Source organism: Micromonospora sp. MGP-C2 (assembly GCF_057766525.1).
Genome location: NZ_JBYMEN010000002.1, coordinates 5,544,552 through 5,560,154 on the forward strand (window position 1 = coordinate 5,544,552; position 15,603 = coordinate 5,560,154).

Below are 15,603 nucleotides of genomic sequence, written 5' to 3' on the forward strand. Positions count from 1 at the left end.
CACTTGAGCTGACCGGCCCGGGGCCTACCGGTCGGCGCGGGCGACGCGCAGAGCCCACCAGATCAGCGGCACCTGCATCGGCACCCGGCCGTACGCGATGGCCCGCTTCGTCGGGCGGCGGTGCCGCCAGTCCACCGCCATCTTCACGTTGGCGGGCAGCACGGCCACGAAGAGGGCGGCTGCGGCCCGACCGCCGGCCCGTCGGGTGGCCGGGTTGGCCACCGCCGCCGCCACCGCCAGCTCGGCGACCCCGCTGGCGTACGTCCAGAATCGGGCCGGGCCGGGCAGCGCCCTCGGCACGATCGGGTCGTAGAACCCGGGGCGCACCAGGTGGGTGACGCCGGCCACGGCGAGCAGCCCGGCCAGCGCGGCGGCCTCGCGGCGGTTGCTCATCAGTGGTCCCCCTGCTGTTCGACGGCGCGCTGCACGGCCCGGTAGATCTGCCCGAACCGTAGCGCGTCCGGGGTGCGCAGCAGCAGGTCCTCCCGACCGTGGTGCTGCACCCACAGCTCGTGCACATGGCTGCCGCGCTCGTAGGAGCGGTCCAGCCAACCCAACGGGATTTCCAGGAACGGCAGCGACACCAGGGCCCCCACCGCGCAGGCCGCGAGGATGATCAGCGCCAGCTTCCAGTTGCCCCGGTCCTGTGCGGACCAGGCCAGTGACAGCACGCAGACCACAGCGATCAGCGGCGGCAGCGAGAGCAGCAGGACGAGGACACCGCGACCCAGCACCCGGCCGCGTACGGCGAGGGTCTTCTGCCCGCGCGCGTGCCACACGAACGTCACGTCGGACAGGGCGATCACGTGACCACCCGCCCGGATCGACTCGGAGGTCACCTGCACCGCGTCGTCCCGGTAATAGAGGGTCATCACTAAGCCTAACCACCGGCCGGCAACCCGCGCCTCCGGTGCGGGCACGGACCTGTACGGCCTGCTGCGCGGTCTCGGCCTGGTGCCGGACGAGCCGATCCGGTTCTGAGCGTGGGGCCGCTAGCGGCGGGTGACGGGCGGCCCGGTTGGCTGTGCTCGACCGCCCGCTGCACCGCCCGGTAGATCTGCCCGAAGCGCAGCGCGTCGCCGGTGCGCAGCAGTCGCACCGGCTGACCGCGCCAGCGGGCCCAGATCTCCAGTTGGCGGCTGCCCCGGGAGTATGAGCGGTCCAGGTGTTCAAAGAGGAAGTCGGCGACCGGCCCGACGGCCAACCCGACCAGCACCGACGCGCCGACGATCGCGATCGTCACTGTCGGTGAGCGGTGCAGCCAGACGGCCACGCCTATGCCGAGCACCGCCGCGACCAGCGGACCGGCGAGTGCGGCACCGATCGCGCCCCGCCCGACGAGCACGCGCCACGAGCGGGTGCCCCGGCGGTGCCAGATCATGGTGATGTCGGCGAGCGCGTAGGCGCGACCGTCGACGCGGACGGTGGTGGAGGTGACCTGCACCGACCTGTCGTCGTAGTACGTCGTCATGGCTGGACTCCCGCCCACGGGGCTGACACCACACTACTTACCCAAACGAGCCGGGTCGTAAGGTTGGCACGCGACTTCGACGAGGAAGTGAGGGCAGCGTGGGCGAGTTCGTTCGGCTGGAGACCAAGGACGGCATCGGCACGATCCGGTTGGAGCGGCCGCCGATGAACGCGCTCAACACCCAGGTGCAGGAGGAGTTGCGCGCCGCCGCCGCGGCGGCCACCGCCGATCCTGAGGTCCGCGCCGTCATCGTGTACGGCGGGGAGAAGGTCTTCGCCGCCGGCGCGGACATCAAGCAGATGGCCGAGATGTCCTATGTCGACATGGCCGACCGTGCGGCGAATCTGTCCAGCGCGCTCGGTGCGATCGCCCGGATCCCCAAGCCGGTGGTCGCCGCGATCACCGGGTACGCCCTCGGTGGCGGCTGCGAGCTGGCGTTGGCCTGCGACTGGCGGGTCGTCGCCGAGGACGCCAAGCTCGGCCAACCGGAGATCAAGCTGGGCATCATTCCCGGTGCCGGCGGCACGCAGCGGCTGGCCCGCCTGGTCGGCCCGGCCCGCGCCAAGGACCTGATCATGTCCGGCCGGATGGTGGACGCGCAGGAGGCGCTGCGGATCGGTCTGGCCGACCGGGTCGCCCCGGCCGCCGAGGTGTACGACACGGCCGTCGCGCTGATCACCCCGTACCTGACGGGTCCCGTGCAGGCGCTGCGCGCGGCGAAGCTGGCGGTCGACGGCGGCCTGGACATGGACCTGAACTCGGGTCTGGCCTGGGAGAGTCAGCTCTTCGCGGCGCTGTTCGCGACCGACGACCGGCGTGAGGGCATGGCGGCCTTCGTCGAGAAGCGCAAGCCGGACTTCACCGGCCGCTGACCGGGTGGGGCTGGCGGCTCGTGCCGCCAGCCCCGACGGCGAGCCGAGAATTGTTCACATTGTGCCTACCGGCCAGTAGCGTGTGGCTTCGGTCATGAGCGACGAGAAGGAGCGGCGATGACGGAGCGGATCGAGGGTCACGGCGGCGAGTTGGCGCTCGCGGCACTACGCGCGCACGGCGTACGGGAGATGTTCACACTCTCCGGCGGGCACGTCTTCCCGCTCTACGACGCCGCGCACAAGACCGACTTCCCGATCTACGACGTCAGGCACGAGCAGTCCGCGGTCTTCGCCGCCGAGGCGGTGGCCAAGCTGCAGCGCCGGCCCGGTCTCGCCGTGCTCACGGCCGGGCCCGGTGTCACCAACGGCATCTCCGGCATGACCAGCGCCTTCTTCAACGCCTCGCCGGTGCTGGTGCTCGGTGGCCGCGCGCCCGCGTTCCGCTGGGGCTCCGGCAGCCTCCAGGAGATGGACCACGTGCCGCTGGTCGCCCCGGTCACCAAGCACGCCGAGACTGTGTTCAGCACCGACGACATCCCGCGCGCGGTGGGTGCGGCGCTGCACGCCGCGCTCACCCCGCACCGCGGCCCGGCCTTCCTCGACTTTCCGCTGGAGACGGTCTTCTCGGTCGCGGAGGTCGAGATGCCCGCCGTGACGGGCGTCGACCCGGTCGTACCGGACCCGGAGGAGGTCGGCCGCGCCGCGATGCTCATCGCTGCGGCGCAGCGACCGGTCATCATCGCCGGCTCCGACGTGTACGCGGGCGACGCGGTCGCCGCACTGCGCGAGGCGGCCGAGGCACTGCAGGTGCCGGTCTTCACCAACGGCATGGGGCGGGGTTCGCTCCCGCCGGAGCACCCGCTCGCGTTCGCCAAGGCCCGCCGGGCCGCGCTCTCCGGCGCCGACGTGGTCGTGGTGGTGGGCACCCCGCTGGACTTCCGGCTCAGCTTCGGTGACTTCGGCGAGGCCAAGGTGGTGCACATCGTGGACGCGCCGAGCCAGCGGGCGACGCACGTGCAGCCGGCCGTCGCCCCCGCCGGCGACCTGCGTCTGATTCTCTCCGCGCTGGCCGACCACGCCGGCGACCGGACCGACCACTCCGACTGGATCGGCGACCTGCGGGTCGCCGAGGACGCGGCGAAGGCGCGGGACGCCGCGGAGATGGCCGCCGAGACCGACCCGATCCGCCCCGCCCGGATCTACGGCGAGCTGCGTCGGGTGCTGGCCCCCGACGCGATCACCATCGGCGACGGCGGTGACTTCGTGTCGTACGCCGGGCGTTACCTGGAGCCGGCCCAGCCCGGCACCTGGCTGGACCCGGGCCCGTATGGCTGCCTGGGCACCGGCATGGGCTACGCGATGGGTGCCCGGGTCAGTCACCCGGACCGGCAGATCTGCGTGCTGATGGGCGACGGCGCGGCCGGCTTCTCGCTGATGGATGTCGAGTCGCTGACCCGTCAGAAGCTCCCGGTGGTGATCGTCGTCGGCAACAACGGCATCTGGGGGCTGGAGAAGCACCCGATGCGGGCCATGTACGGCTACGACGTGGCCGCCGACCTCCAGCCGGAGCTGCGGTACGACACGGTGGTCAGCGCGCTCGGCGGTGCGGGGGAGACGGTCGCCAAGGCGGCCGACCTGGGTCCGGCCCTGAAGCGGGCGTTCGACGCCGGAGTGCCGTACCTGGTGAACGTGCTCACCGACCCGACAGACGCGTACCCCCGGTCGTCGAACCTGGCCTGAGTCGCACCCGCCGCCGTCGCCCCGCTCGGGGCGGCGGCGGCGCGCTCACACCTCCGGACGGTCGCCCTCGCGGGGCGGGTCACCGTCGCGACGGCGAAGGTCGTCCTCGCGTCGGCGCAGGTCCTCCTCCCAGCGGCGGAAGAGCTCCTGGTCCTGCTGCTTGGCCCGGTCCTGTACGGAGCGCAGGAACTCCGGGTCGTCGTCCGGCGCGACCGGCCGGGGGCGCTGCCGCTCGGGGGACGAGGTGCCACCGGGCCAGCCCTTGCTGGCGCCGGAGCTGGGCTCCCGGCCGACGATGAACCAGGCGATCGAGCCGACCAGCGGGAAGAACAGGATGATCAGCACCCAGGCGATCCGGGGAAGGGCACGGATCTTGCCCTCCTCGGCGGAGAGACAACTGATCAGCGCGCAGACGGCGAGGACAATCTGCACCAGGAAGAGGAGTACGCCAAGCCGGGCCATGCACCCATGATGACTCACCGGATCGCGTCACCCTAGTCCGCGAAGAACCAGCAGCACTCCCAGTAGTGCGAGCCCCACGGTGCCGAGCGCGACCAGGGGCAGTGTCCGGCCGCCGGTGCGGGCCGAACCGGTGCCGGTGCCCCGGGGCCAACAGAGCACCAGCAGAGCGCCCCACAGCAGGACGGTGACGCCGGCGACCAGTGCCCCGACCGGGCCTCCGGCCGACGCCAGCCGGACCGCCAGCGCGGTGACCACGGTCACCGTGAGCAGGGTGCGCCGCCAGGCCAGCCGGGTCCGCTCCGCTTGCAGCCCCGGGTCGCGGCCGGTGCTCACGGCCCGCCGATCGCCCGTGCCAGGACGGCGACCACCAGCAGCACCGCCCCGGCGCCGACGGCGAGGGCGAGGATGGCGGGAAACCGGGACGCGGGCAACTCCTCACCGAGCCGGATGGCCCGTTCGGTACGCGCCCAGTGGTCCACGGCACGGATCGCGACCGCGCCGCCGAGCAGCAGCAGCGCCACCGCGATCACCTCCCGCAGGTGGCCCATCGGCAGGGGCGGCAGGAACTGCGCGGTGGCCAACCCGCCGCCGACCAGCGCCAGCCCGGTGCGCAGCCAGGCGAGGAACGTCCGTTCGTTGGCCAGGGAGAACCGGTAGTCCGGTGGTTCACCGACCGAGCGCAGCTCCGCCGGGTCGAACCATCGCCTGATCGCCTCCCACACGGACCCGATTATCCGCTTCCCATCCCGCTTAGCCTGGGCCGGTGACTGATCTCGACATCCTGACGCTGCGTACCGCCTACGACAACCAGCTCCGCCCGGAGATCCCCGACCCGGTTCCGGCCGGGGTGACGGTGGAGCGGGACGGGCCGCTGGTCCGGATCACCGGGCTCGACGCCGGTGGGTTCATCACCTACCGCGATCTGGGCGGGTTGACCGGCGACGCGCTCGACGAGCTGATCGCCCGGCAGGTGCGGTTGTGCCGTGAGCGGGGCGAGTCGGCGGAGTGGAAGCTCAACGAGCACGACGAACCGGCGGACCTGGCGGACCGTCTGCGCGCCGCCGGCTTCGTCGCGGAGGACCGGGAGACCGTCGTGGTCGGGCCGGTCGCGCCGCTGGCCGCCGCGCTGCCGGTCATCCCCGAGGGGGTACGCCTGCGTGAGGTGAGCTCCCGCGCCGACCTGGAGCGGATCGCCGCCATGGAGGAGGAGGTCTGGCAGGAGGACCGCTCGCACCTGGTCTGGGGGCTGGCGAAGGAGATCGACGCCGACCCGCACTCGATCAACGTGGTGGTGGCCGAGGCGGACGACACGGTGGTGAGCGCCGGCTGGGTGCGCTTCCCGGCGAACACCGGCTTCGCCACCCTCTGGGGTGGGTCCACTCTCCCGCAGTGGCGTCGCAAGGGCATCTACCGGGCGCTGGTCACCTATCGCGCGCGGCTGGCCGACCAGCGGGACCGGACGCTGATGCAGGTCGACTGTTCCGAGGACAGCCGGCCCATCCTGCAGCGGCTCGGCCTCGTCGCGGTCACCACCACCACCCCGTACGTCTACACTCCGTGATCATGGAGCAGCGGTTGACGGACGAGGAGCGGTTGACCATCAAGACCGGTGCCTTCGGCGCCGTCTTCCTGGTCTCCAACGCCGATCCCGGGGTGCTGGGGGTGATCCGGGAGAGCATCGCAGCGTCCGGCGCGCTCGCCGACGCCAGCGGGGCGGTCAAGGAGGCGCTGACCACCGGGCCGCTGCCGTGGCTTCCCCGGGACTCACAGTTGGAGATCGAGTCGGTGGTGCTGCCGGCGTTGCGGCAGGCGGTGCTGATCCTGCGCGACAAGTCACCGGCGGACGTCGAGGCGTACCGCTCGGTGGTGTTGACCGCTGCGGACCGGGTGGCCCGGGCGCACGACGGGATCGCAGCCTCCGAGGCTGCGGCCATCGACCAGATCCGGGTGGCGCTCTCCGAGCCGACCTGAACGACCGCGCGTCGGTGAGCTGTGTCACTCTCGGTGCCTCGGGAGCGCAACCTACTGGCAGGTAACATTGCGCCGTGGGCAACTGCACAGCAGCCCCCGGTTGACCTGGCGTCGACCGACGCGCGACGCTGCGCCCCAGACCGGGCGAGCAAATAGCAACACCACACAGGAGGGTCGTCGAAGCGCGATGAATATCGTCGTACTCGTCAAGCAGGTGCCTGATTCGGGCGCGGACCGCAACCTGCGCAGTGACGACAACACCGTCGACCGCGGTTCGGCGAACAACGTGATCAATGAGATGGACGAGTACGCCATCGAGGAGGCGCTGAAGATCAAGGAGGCGCACGGCGGCGAGGTCACCATCCTGACCATGGGTCCGGACCGGGCGACCGAGTCGATCCGCAAGGCGCTCTCCATGGGCCCGGACAAGGCCGTCCACGTGCTGGACGACGCCCTGCACGGCTCCTGTGCCATCGCCACCTCGAAGGTGCTCGCCGCGGCCCTCGGTCAGCTGAATGCGGACCTGGTCATCTGCGGCGCGGAGTCCACCGACGGTCGGGTCCAGGTCATGCCGCACATGATCGCCGAGCGGCTGGGCGTCGCGGCGCTCACCGGCGCCCGCAAGCTCACCGTCGACGGCGCGACGCTGACCGTCGAGCGGCAGACCGAGGAGGGCTACGAGGTCGTCACCGCCTCCACCCCGGCCGTGGTCTCCGTCTGGGACACGATCAACGAGCCGCGCTACCCCTCCTTCAAGGGCATCATGGCCGCGAAGAAGAAGCCGGTGCAGACGCTCTCGCTGGCCGAGCTCGGTGTCGCTCCCGCCGAGGTGGGCTTCGACGGCGCCACCAGTGCCGTCGTCGAGCACACCAAGCGCCCGCCGCGCTCCGGCGGCGCCAAGATCACCGATGAGGGCGAGGGCGGCGTCAAGCTGGTCGAGTTCCTCGCCACCGAGAAGTTCGTGTGAGAGGGGGGTTCTGACATGTCTGAGGTTCTCGTCGTCGTCGAAGCCACCAAGGAATTCGGCGTCAAGAAGGTCACCCTGGAAATGCTCACCCTCGCGCGTGAGCTGGGCACCCCGAGCGCGGTGGTGCTCGGTGGCGCCGGCGCCGCCGAGGCGCTGAGCGGCAAGCTGGGCGAGTACGGCGCGGAGAAGATCTACGCCGCCGAGGGTGACGAGATCGACGGCTACCTGGTGGCCCCCAAGGCCACCGTGCTGGCCGAACTGGTCAAGCGGGTGCAGCCGGCAGCCGTGCTGCTGGCCTCGGCCCAGGAGGGCAAGGAGATCGCCGCCCGCCTCGCCGTCAAGCTGGACAACGGCATCCTCACCGACGTGGTCGGCCTGGACGCCGACGGCACCGCGACCCAGGTCGCCTTCGCCGGCTCCACCATCGTCAAGGCCAAGGTCACCAAGGGCCTGCCGCTGGTCACCGTGCGACCCAACTCGGTCACCCCGAGCCCGGCCGCCGCCACCCCGGCGATCGAGCAGCTCACCGTGTCGGTCACCGACACCGACAAGCTGGCCAAGGTCGTCGAGCGGGTCGCCGAGCAAAAGGGCTCCCGCCCCGAGCTGACCGAGGCCGGCGTGGTCGTCTCCGGCGGTCGCGGTGTCGGCAATGCCGACAACTTCAAGCTGGTCGAGGAGCTGGCCGACCTGCTCGGCGGCGCCGTCGGCGCGTCCCGCGCGGCCGTCGACTCCGGCTTCTACCCGCACCAGTTCCAGGTGGGCCAGACCGGCAAGACGGTCTCCCCGCAGCTCTACGTCGCGCTCGGCATCTCCGGTGCCATCCAGCACCGGGCCGGCATGCAGACCTCGAAGACCATCGTCGCGGTCAACAAGGACGGCGAGGCGCCGATCTTCGAGCTGGCCGACTTCGGCGTGGTGGGCGACCTGTTCAAGATCGTCCCGCAGGCCGCCGAGGAGATCCGCAAGCGCAAGTGACAGGGCAATGAGACGGTGGCCGCCCCCGATGGGGGCGGCCACTTCTCGTTGGTGGGAGCTGATCGGCGGGCCGGGGAGCTGAGCCGGCCCACCGATCAGCCCGTCAGGGTGCCCCTCAGCAGGCTGTCGCCGGAGTGGCGGGTGTTGTTGTCGTACTGCTCGGCGGAGACGTCGACCACCGAATAACTCGTGATGTCGACATTCGGGGGCAGGGGCAGCAGCGCGTCCGAACCGCCACCCAGGGTGCCCACAGAGAACATCTCCATCGTCGCCGGATTGATGAGCCAGACCTCGTAGTACCCCGGGACGCGCGGGAGATTCGCCACATGCAGATGCAGTTGGCCGTCCCGCAGAACCCGGGCGTCACCCTTGGCCGCCGGTGGCGTCGATCCGTACGCCGCCAGCGGCGCGCTCGCCACCACCACCTGCGTCGGAGCCGGTGTCGGGTCGTCCGGCCGCAGCACGGAGGCCGTGCCCAGCACACCGACCGCCGCGGCGGCTGCCGCGGTCACCGCCGTGGCCGCCCAGCGCGACCAGCCAGAGCCCCGACGGGACCGGCGCGCCGAATCCAACCGGGTGACCGTCGGCCGGGCCGTCGTGCCGGTGGCCTGCTCGCCCGTCGTGCCGGCGGATGGCGTGGCCGTCGTGCCGGTGGATGGTGTGGCCGTCGTGCCGGTGGCCCGTCCGAACGGCGTGTCGTTGGTCTGCCCGGTCAGGGTGCCGACGCCCTGCCCAGGGACCTGCTGCCAACGGGTCTCGGCCTGGGCCTGCTGGGCCTCGGCCGCTCTGACCTGGGCGGCGATGCCCTGCCAGATGTGCTCCGGCGGATCGGGTAGGTCAGCCAGGCCCTGCGTCTCGGTGCCGAGCCCGGCCACCTGCTGAAAGGTCGCCACCTCCGCACGGCAGAGCGCGCAGGTGCCGAGGTGGGTGCTCTCGGCGTTGTCCGCCTCGCTCTCACCGAGTGCCAGAAAGACCAGCCGGTCGTGGTCCAGGTGCTGCACCGTCCACCTCCCATCTGCGTTTCAAGCTCGCCATGCCGCGCCGGATGTGGCTCTTCACGGTGCCCAACGGCACTCCGGTCACCGCGGCTATCTGTTGGTGTGTCAGGTCGTCGTAGAAGGCCAACTCCAGCATGCGTCGCTGGTCGTCCGGGAGACGGGCCAGCTCGTCGGCGATCACCAGCCGATCCACCACGCGATCCGGGTCCGGGCCGGTCGGCGCCGGCTCGGGCAGCTGGCGGACCGTCTCCACCACCCGGGTCTCCCGGGCGGAGGCGCGCATCCGGTCGATCACCTTTCGCCGGCCGATGCCGAGCAGCCAGCCGATCAGCGATCCCTTGGCCGGGTCGAAGGTGTCCCGACCCAGCCAGGCGGCGACGAACGTGGCCTGGGTCACGTCCTCGGCGTCGCTGCGGTTGGCCAGCATGGAGGTGGCCAGATGAAGCACGGCGCGACCGTACCGGTCGTACGCCTCGCGGAGGGCCACGTCGTCGCCCGCTCGAAAGCGGAGATCGAGGTCGTCCACCGGAGGGTCCGGTTCCTGTCGTATGGCCGTCATCGGGCGGCTCGCCTTCGATGGGGCATACCCGACTGTAGCTGCCACAGTCCCCGCCCCACTCTCCCGGTCGATGTCATCTCACCTGCTCTTCGTGTCCCGGGCCCGCTCCGGATGCAATCGAGGCCGGAAAAAGAAAAGTGCGGCCGAGCGCATCCACCCGTCGGAGAGCCGGCGTAACCCCTTCTGCAAGCAAGGCCTGACGAATCAGCAGTAATCAGCAGGAGGCAGACATGCAGCTTTCGTACTTCCGTCGGGTCGCCGCGGGCGGCGCGGTCGCCGCGCTGGCCTTCGCCGGCGTCGGCGCGCTCACCGCCACCCCCGCGTACGCCGCCACGGCGAAGGTCTCCGTCGTGCACGGCATCCCGGACACCCCGGTCGACGTCTACGTCAACGGCAAGAAGACGCTGGACAACTTCAAGCCCGGCGACGTCGCCGGCCCGCTGAACCTGGAGGAGGGCGACTACGACATCGCGCTCACCAAGCCCGGCGAGCCGATCGGCAGCGCGATCCTCAAGGTCGACAACGCGGCCGTCCCGGGCGGGGCGAACATCAGCATCGCGGCCCACCTCGACGCTGGTGGCCAGCCGAAGATCACGCCGTTCGTCAACGACGTCTCGAAGGTCGCCGCCGGCAAGGCCCGGCTCATCGTCCGGCACACCGCCGCCGCCCCCGAGGTGGACGTGCGGGCCGGTGGCACCCCGGTCTTCAAGGGGCTCACCAACCCGAACGAGGCCAAGGGCGACGTCGACGCGGGCAACGTGAAGGCGGACGTGGTGCTGGCCGGCACCGACACCGTGGCCATCGGCCCGGCGGACCTCAACCTCAAGGAGGGCACCGCGACGATCGTCTACGCGATCGGTTCTGCCGAGGGCAAGACGCTCGGCGTGGTGGCGCAGACCATCACCGGCCTGCACTCCGCCCCCGGCGGCGTGCCGAGCGGTGACGGTGGTCAGGCCGGCACGGGCGTGAACACCTGGTGGTACGTGCTCACCGGTGCCGGCGTACTCCTGCTGCTCGGTGGTGGGGTGCGGATGGCGACCGCGCGGACCGGTCGCAAGTGACGGTGCGCAACCGCGGCGCGCTGGCGGCCCTGGCCGCCGGCGTTGCCGCGCTCACCGTCTCCACCCTGGTGGCGTGCGGCTCCCAACCGGCCGAGAACGTGGGCGCCGACGAGGCGAGCACGCTGGCCAGCACTCCGGCGACCGCCACCAGCGCTCCCTCGGTCCCGGTGACCGTCGGTGAGCTGCCGGCCGACGCGGCGATCGTCCCGCCGGTCCGGCTGGTGATCCCGGGGATCGACGTCACCGCCACCGTCAACGCGGTCGGCATCAACGAGCGGACCAACGAGTTCGAGGTGCCGCCGAGCGTCGACCAGATCGGCTGGTACCGCTACGGCCCCGGCCTGGAAACGGACGCCGGCTCGGTGGTCATCGCCGGTCACGTGGACAGCGCCAAGCAGGGCAAGGGCGCGTTCTTCCGCCTGCGGGAACTGGACCAGGGCGACACCCTGACCGCGACCGGCAGCGACGGTGAGGCCCGGCAGTACCGGGTCGTCGCCCGGGAGGAGTACGCCAAGACCAAGATCCCGTTGGACCGGTACTTCGCCCGGGACGGCAAGCCGCGGCTGACCCTGATCACCTGCGGTGGGCCGTTCGACGCCAAGGCCCGCAAGTACCGCGACAACATCGTCGTCACCGCGGTGCCCGCCTGACGAGGACCACGACGTGCCGGGGTGGGGATTCCCACCCCGGCCGTCGGCGGAGTCCCCTCCGGCATTCGGCGCCCGAGGTGTCGGCCGTAGGCTGAACGGTGATGGCTTACCTGGATCACGCGGCGACGACTCCGATGCTCGATGAGGCACTGGAGGCGTACGTCGCTACCGCCCGCGAGGTCGGCAACGCGTCCTCCCTGCACGCGGCGGGTCGCCGTGCCCGTCGCCGGGTCGAAGAGTCGCGCGAACGGGTGGCCGCTGTCCTCGGCGCCCGGCCGTCTGAGGTGATCTTCACCGGTGGTGGCACGGAGAGTGACAACCTCGCGGTCAAGGGCATCTTCTGGGCCCGCCGGGGAGCCGGCTCCGACCGCCGCCGGGTGGTCTCCAGCGCCGTCGAGCACCACGCGGTGCTGGACGCGGTCGACTGGCTGGCCCAGCACGAGGGCGCCGAAATCGGCTGGCTGCCCGTGGACGCCGCCGGTCGGCTCGACCCGGAGGATCTGCGCGCCGAGCTGGCCGCGCACGCCGACCGGGTGGCCGTCGTCACCGCGATGTGGGCGAACAACGAGGTGGGCACCGTTCAGCCCGTCGCCGAGCTGGCCGCCGTCGCCGCCGAGCACGGTGTGCCGTTCCACACCGACGCCATCCAGGCGGTCGGTCAGGTGCCCGTCGACTTCGCCGCCAGTGGCGTCGCCGCGCTGACCGTGACCGGGCACAAGCTGGGCGGCCCGACCGGGGTGGGTGCGCTGCTGCTCGCCCGGGACGTCGCGGCCACGCCGCTGCTGCACGGCGGCGGGCAGGAACGCGACGTACGCTCCGGCACCCTGGACACCGCCGGCATCGTCGCCTTCGCGGTCGCCGTCGAGTCGGCGGTGAAGGGCCAACAGGAGTACGCGGCCCGGGTGGCCGCGCTCCGGGACGACCTGATCGAACGGGTCCGTCGGGCGGTGCCCGAGGTGATCTACAACGGTGACCCGACCGACCGGCTGCCCGGCAACGCGCACTTCTCCTTCCCGGGCTCCGAGGGTGACGCCCTGCTGCTCCTGCTCGACGCGCAGGGGATCGCCTGCTCGACGGGGTCGGCCTGCTCGGCCGGGGTGGCCCAGCCGTCGCACGTGCTGCTGGCGATGGGTGCCGACGACGACCGCGCCCGCTCCTCACTGCGCTTCACCCTGGGTCACACGAGCACCCAGGCCGACATCGACGCCGTGGTGGCGGCCCTCCCGGCGGCGGCGGACCGAGCCCGCCGAGCCGCCGCCCTCCGCACCCCCCGCTGACCCGGCTCCGGGGGGTTTTCCGAGCTGGTGGATAGGGTTGTCGTGGGGACGGGGAAGGGAGTGGGCTGGTGAGGGTTCTGGCGGCTATGTCGGGCGGGGTTGACTCGGCCGTGGCGGCGGCGCGGGCGGTGGCGGCCGGGCACGACGTGACCGGCGTGCACCTGGCCCTGGCCCGCAACCCACAGACCTATCGGACCGGGGCGCGGGGTTGCTGCACCCTGGAGGATTCCCGGGACGCGCGGCGGGCCGCCGACGTGATCGGCATCCCCTTCTACGTGTGGGACATGGCCGACCGCTTCCACGAGGACGTGGTGGACGACTTCGTCGCCGAGTACGCCGCCGGTCGCACGCCGAACCCCTGCCTGCGCTGCAACGAGAAGATCAAGTTCACGGCGGTGCTGGACCGGGCGGTGGCCCTGGGCTTCGACGCGGTGGTCACCGGTCACCACGCCCGGCTCGGCCCGGACGGGCTGCTGCGGCGCAGCGTCGACATCGCCAAGGACCAGTCGTACGTGCTGGCCGTGCTCACCCGCGAGCAGCTGGACCGGTCGATCTTCCCGCTGGGCGACTCGACCAAGGCGCAGGTCCGCGCGGAGGCCGCCGAGCGTGGCCTGGCGGTGGCCGACAAGCCGGACTCGCACGACATCTGCTTCATCGCCGACGGTGACACCCGCGGCTTCCTGGCCGGCCGGCTCGGCGAGGCGCCCGGCGACGTGGTGGACGCGAGCACCGGCGCGGTGGTCGGCAGTCACAGCGGCGCGTACGCGTACACGGTTGGGCAGCGTCGCGGCCTGCACCTGGACCGGCCCGCCCCGGACGGCCGACCGCGCTACGTGCTCTCCATCACCCCGAAGACCAACACGGTGACCGTCGGCCCCGCCGAGGCGCTGGAGGTGTCCGAGGTTCGCGCCGTCCGTCCGGTCTGGACTGGCGGCGCACGCCCGGACGCCCCGGTGGAGTGCGAGGTGCAGCTACGCGCCCACGGCAGCGTGGTGCCGGCGACCGTCGCCCTCGACGGCGACACGATGCACGCCGAGCTGCGCCAGCCGGTACGCGGCGTCGCCGCCGGTCAGGCCGTGGTCGCGTACCGGGCGGACCCGGCCGGCGACGTGGTCCTCGGCTCCGCGACCATCACCGGCTGACCGCACGGCCTGGGTGTTCGCGGGATAGCCTTCGGCCGTGACAGATCAGGCGTGGCCCTGGCCGGCCGGCGCGGCAACCGGAATTGGTTCGCTGCCCGGCACCGACATCGGCGAGGCGCAGCGGGTGATCCTCGGTGAGCTTCCCGAGCTGCCCCACCTGCCCGAGTTGCCGGCCCGTGGTCCCGGCGCGGACATGATCGGCCGGTCCGCCGGGCTGCTCGTCGAGCTGCCCGTCGAGGTCTACGCCGGGCGGTGGCGGGTCGCCCCACGCCCGGGCCGCGACCTGCGCCGGGCCCGTGACCTGATGGAACGCGACCTGGACCAGCTCGCCGAGCAGGCCGAGGAGTACGCCGGGCCGATCAAGGTGCAGGCCGCCGGTCCGCTCACCCTGGCCGCCTCGCTGGAGCTGCCGATCGGTGGCCGTCTGCTGCGCGACCCCGGCGCGGTCCGCGATCTGACCGGCTCCCTCGCCGAAGGGCTGCGCGCGCACGTCGCGGCGGTGGCCCGACGGCTGCCCCAGGCGTCGGTGCTGCTCCAGCTGGACGAACCGTCGCTGCCGACAGTGCTGGCCGGGCGGGTGCCGACCGAGAGTGGGCTTGGCGCGTACCGGGCCGTCGACCCGGTGGACGCTGCCGCTCTGCTGCGCACTGTCGTCGAGGCGGTCGGGGTGCCGACGCTGGTGCACTGCTGCGCCCCGGACGTGCCGCTGGAGCTGATCCGCTCCACCGGCGCCGTCGCGGTCGCCCTCGACCTCGACCTGGTCACCAAACTGGACCCGCTGGGCGAGGCGATCGACGCCGGCCTCGGGTTGCTGGCCGGGGCCGCACCGACCCGGCCGCCGTCGGCCGGTGGCACGCCGACCTCCGCGCAGATCGCCGATCGCGTACGCCAGGTCTGGGACCGCCTCGGCTTCCCTCGTCGGCAGCTGGCCGAGCAGGTGGTGATCACCCCGGCCTGCGGTCTCGCCGACGCCACCCCGGAGTACGCGCGCGCGGTGCTCGCGGCCTGTCGGGAGGCCGGTCGGCGGCTCGCCGAAGACTGAGGTTTCCTGTCGTACCCGGTGGGCAGGATGACGGTCATGATTGGACAGCTGCGTTCAGTGGTGATCGACTGCCCGGACCCGCGGGCGTTGGCGGCGTTCTACTCCGAGCTGCTCGGTGTGCCTTTCGCCGAGGGTGACACGGACGACGACTGGGTGGTGCTGGGCGGGCCACCCGGTCACCAGCCGCGTCTCGCCTTCCAGCAGGCACTCAACCTACGGCCGCCGGCCTGGCCGGACCCGGAGCGTCCTCAGCAGTTCCACCTGGATGTGACGGTGGACGACATCGAGAGTGCGGAGAAGGCCGCGCTCGCGCTCGGTGCTCGGCGGTTGCCCGGTGAGGGCGAGGGCTTCCGGGTCTACGCCGATCCGGCCGGCCACCCGTTCTGCCTCTGCTGGGACTGAGCCTGACGGGGGTT

20 protein-coding genes are annotated in these 15,603 nt (G+C 72.1%); 12 read left to right on the top strand and 8 right to left on the bottom strand.

The window, feature by feature from the left end; all coding sequences use genetic code 11:
- Nucleotides 1-24: 24 nt before the first annotated feature.
- Genes AC3CF1_RS25565 through AC3CF1_RS25575 form a run of 3 tightly spaced genes read right to left on the bottom strand, consistent with a single transcriptional unit; the run spans nt 25 to nt 1,471 of the window.
- Entirely contained in the window at nt 25-393 is a 369-nt protein-coding gene (locus AC3CF1_RS25565; RefSeq protein ID WP_488451449.1) for a DoxX family protein, read from the bottom strand.
- Nucleotides 393-872, bottom strand: coding sequence for a DUF6232 family protein (locus AC3CF1_RS25570; protein ID WP_088946510.1), 480 nt, complete (start codon nt 870-872; stop codon nt 393-395). Before AC3CF1_RS25570 ends, AC3CF1_RS25565 begins: the two co-directional genes overlap by 1 nt.
- 8 nt (nt 873-880) lie before the next feature.
- Complete coding sequence (locus AC3CF1_RS25575) at nt 881-1,471, bottom strand: DUF6232 family protein (RefSeq protein ID WP_488451450.1); 591 nt, start codon at nt 1,469-1,471, stop codon at nt 881-883.
- A 98-nt stretch (nt 1,472-1,569) separates the two neighbouring features.
- On the opposite strand from AC3CF1_RS25575, the gene AC3CF1_RS25580 reads away from it, so the two are divergent.
- Nucleotides 1,570-2,343, top strand: a complete 774-nt coding sequence (locus AC3CF1_RS25580) for an enoyl-CoA hydratase/isomerase family protein (protein WP_088946512.1) — start codon at nt 1,570-1,572, stop codon at nt 2,341-2,343.
- Between the two features lie 117 nt (nt 2,344-2,460).
- Nucleotides 2,461-4,083, top strand: a complete 1,623-nt coding sequence (locus AC3CF1_RS25585; protein WP_488451451.1) for an acetolactate synthase — start codon at nt 2,461-2,463, stop codon at nt 4,081-4,083.
- A 45-nt stretch (nt 4,084-4,128) separates the two neighbouring features.
- Here AC3CF1_RS25585 and AC3CF1_RS25590 read toward each other — a convergent pair whose 3' ends face one another.
- Genes AC3CF1_RS25590 through AC3CF1_RS25600 form a run of 3 tightly spaced genes read right to left on the bottom strand, consistent with a single transcriptional unit; the run spans nt 4,129 to nt 5,267 of the window.
- Nucleotides 4,129-4,545 (bottom strand): PLD nuclease N-terminal domain-containing protein, encoded by a 417-nt coding sequence (locus tag AC3CF1_RS25590; RefSeq protein ID WP_210922889.1) that lies wholly within the window; start codon nt 4,543-4,545, stop codon nt 4,129-4,131.
- A 27-nt stretch (nt 4,546-4,572) separates the two neighbouring features.
- The gene (locus tag AC3CF1_RS25595) at nt 4,573-4,878 is read right to left on the bottom strand and encodes a DUF202 domain-containing protein (protein ID WP_328380834.1); all 306 of its coding nucleotides are present in this window, start codon (nt 4,876-4,878) and stop codon (nt 4,573-4,575) included.
- Nucleotides 4,875-5,267, bottom strand: coding sequence for a YidH family protein (locus AC3CF1_RS25600; protein WP_210792103.1), 393 nt, complete (start codon nt 5,265-5,267; stop codon nt 4,875-4,877). The genes AC3CF1_RS25595 and AC3CF1_RS25600 overlap by 4 nt, the downstream gene beginning before the upstream one ends.
- A gap of 41 nt (nt 5,268-5,308) precedes the next feature.
- On the opposite strand from AC3CF1_RS25600, the gene AC3CF1_RS25605 reads away from it, so the two are divergent.
- From AC3CF1_RS25605 to AC3CF1_RS25620, 4 genes are all read left to right on the top strand, one after another.
- Nucleotides 5,309-6,106, top strand: coding sequence for a GNAT family N-acetyltransferase (locus AC3CF1_RS25605; RefSeq protein WP_354981222.1), 798 nt, complete (start codon nt 5,309-5,311; stop codon nt 6,104-6,106).
- Between the two features lie 2 nt (nt 6,107-6,108).
- Entirely contained in the window at nt 6,109-6,516 is a 408-nt protein-coding gene (locus AC3CF1_RS25610; protein WP_088951504.1) for a hypothetical protein, read from the top strand.
- A gap of 187 nt (nt 6,517-6,703) precedes the next feature.
- On the top strand, nt 6,704-7,483 hold the full coding sequence (locus AC3CF1_RS25615; protein WP_088946518.1) for an electron transfer flavoprotein subunit beta/FixA family protein: 780 nt from the start codon (nt 6,704-6,706) through the stop codon (nt 7,481-7,483).
- Between the two features lie 15 nt (nt 7,484-7,498).
- Nucleotides 7,499-8,458: an electron transfer flavoprotein subunit alpha/FixB family protein gene (locus tag AC3CF1_RS25620; RefSeq protein ID WP_088946519.1), complete on the top strand. Its 960-nt coding sequence runs from the start codon at nt 7,499-7,501 to the stop codon at nt 8,456-8,458.
- 95 nt (nt 8,459-8,553) lie between these two features.
- Here AC3CF1_RS25620 and AC3CF1_RS25625 read toward each other — a convergent pair whose 3' ends face one another.
- Nucleotides 8,554-9,459 (bottom strand): anti-sigma factor, encoded by a 906-nt coding sequence (locus AC3CF1_RS25625; protein ID WP_488451452.1) that lies wholly within the window; start codon nt 9,457-9,459, stop codon nt 8,554-8,556.
- On the bottom strand, nt 9,413-10,015 hold the full coding sequence (locus AC3CF1_RS25630; protein ID WP_088946521.1) for an RNA polymerase sigma factor: 603 nt from the start codon (nt 10,013-10,015) through the stop codon (nt 9,413-9,415). Before AC3CF1_RS25630 ends, AC3CF1_RS25625 begins: the two co-directional genes overlap by 47 nt.
- A 230-nt stretch (nt 10,016-10,245) precedes the next feature.
- On the opposite strand from AC3CF1_RS25630, the gene AC3CF1_RS25635 reads away from it, so the two are divergent.
- From AC3CF1_RS25635 to AC3CF1_RS25660, 6 genes are all read left to right on the top strand, one after another.
- Nucleotides 10,246-11,076, top strand: coding sequence for a DUF4397 domain-containing protein (locus AC3CF1_RS25635; RefSeq protein ID WP_488451453.1), 831 nt, complete (start codon nt 10,246-10,248; stop codon nt 11,074-11,076).
- On the top strand, nt 11,073-11,726 hold the full coding sequence (locus AC3CF1_RS25640) for a class F sortase (RefSeq protein WP_088946523.1): 654 nt from the start codon (nt 11,073-11,075) through the stop codon (nt 11,724-11,726). The genes AC3CF1_RS25635 and AC3CF1_RS25640 overlap by 4 nt, the downstream gene beginning before the upstream one ends.
- Before the next feature lie 101 nt (nt 11,727-11,827).
- Nucleotides 11,828-13,003, top strand: a complete 1,176-nt coding sequence (locus AC3CF1_RS25645; protein WP_488451454.1) for a cysteine desulfurase family protein — start codon at nt 11,828-11,830, stop codon at nt 13,001-13,003.
- Nucleotides 13,004-13,071: 68 nt separating this feature from the next.
- On the top strand, nt 13,072-14,145 hold the full coding sequence (gene mnmA / locus AC3CF1_RS25650) for a tRNA 2-thiouridine(34) synthase MnmA (protein ID WP_354981217.1): 1,074 nt from the start codon (nt 13,072-13,074) through the stop codon (nt 14,143-14,145).
- Nucleotides 14,146-14,182: 37 nt separating this feature from the next.
- Nucleotides 14,183-15,187, top strand: a complete 1,005-nt coding sequence (locus AC3CF1_RS25655) for a methionine synthase (protein WP_330464062.1) — start codon at nt 14,183-14,185, stop codon at nt 15,185-15,187.
- 36 nt (nt 15,188-15,223) lie between these two features.
- A complete protein-coding gene (locus AC3CF1_RS25660) occupies nt 15,224-15,589 on the top strand; it encodes a VOC family protein (RefSeq protein WP_172861962.1) in 366 nt (121 codons plus the stop codon).
- Nucleotides 15,590-15,603: the final 14 nt, after the last annotated feature.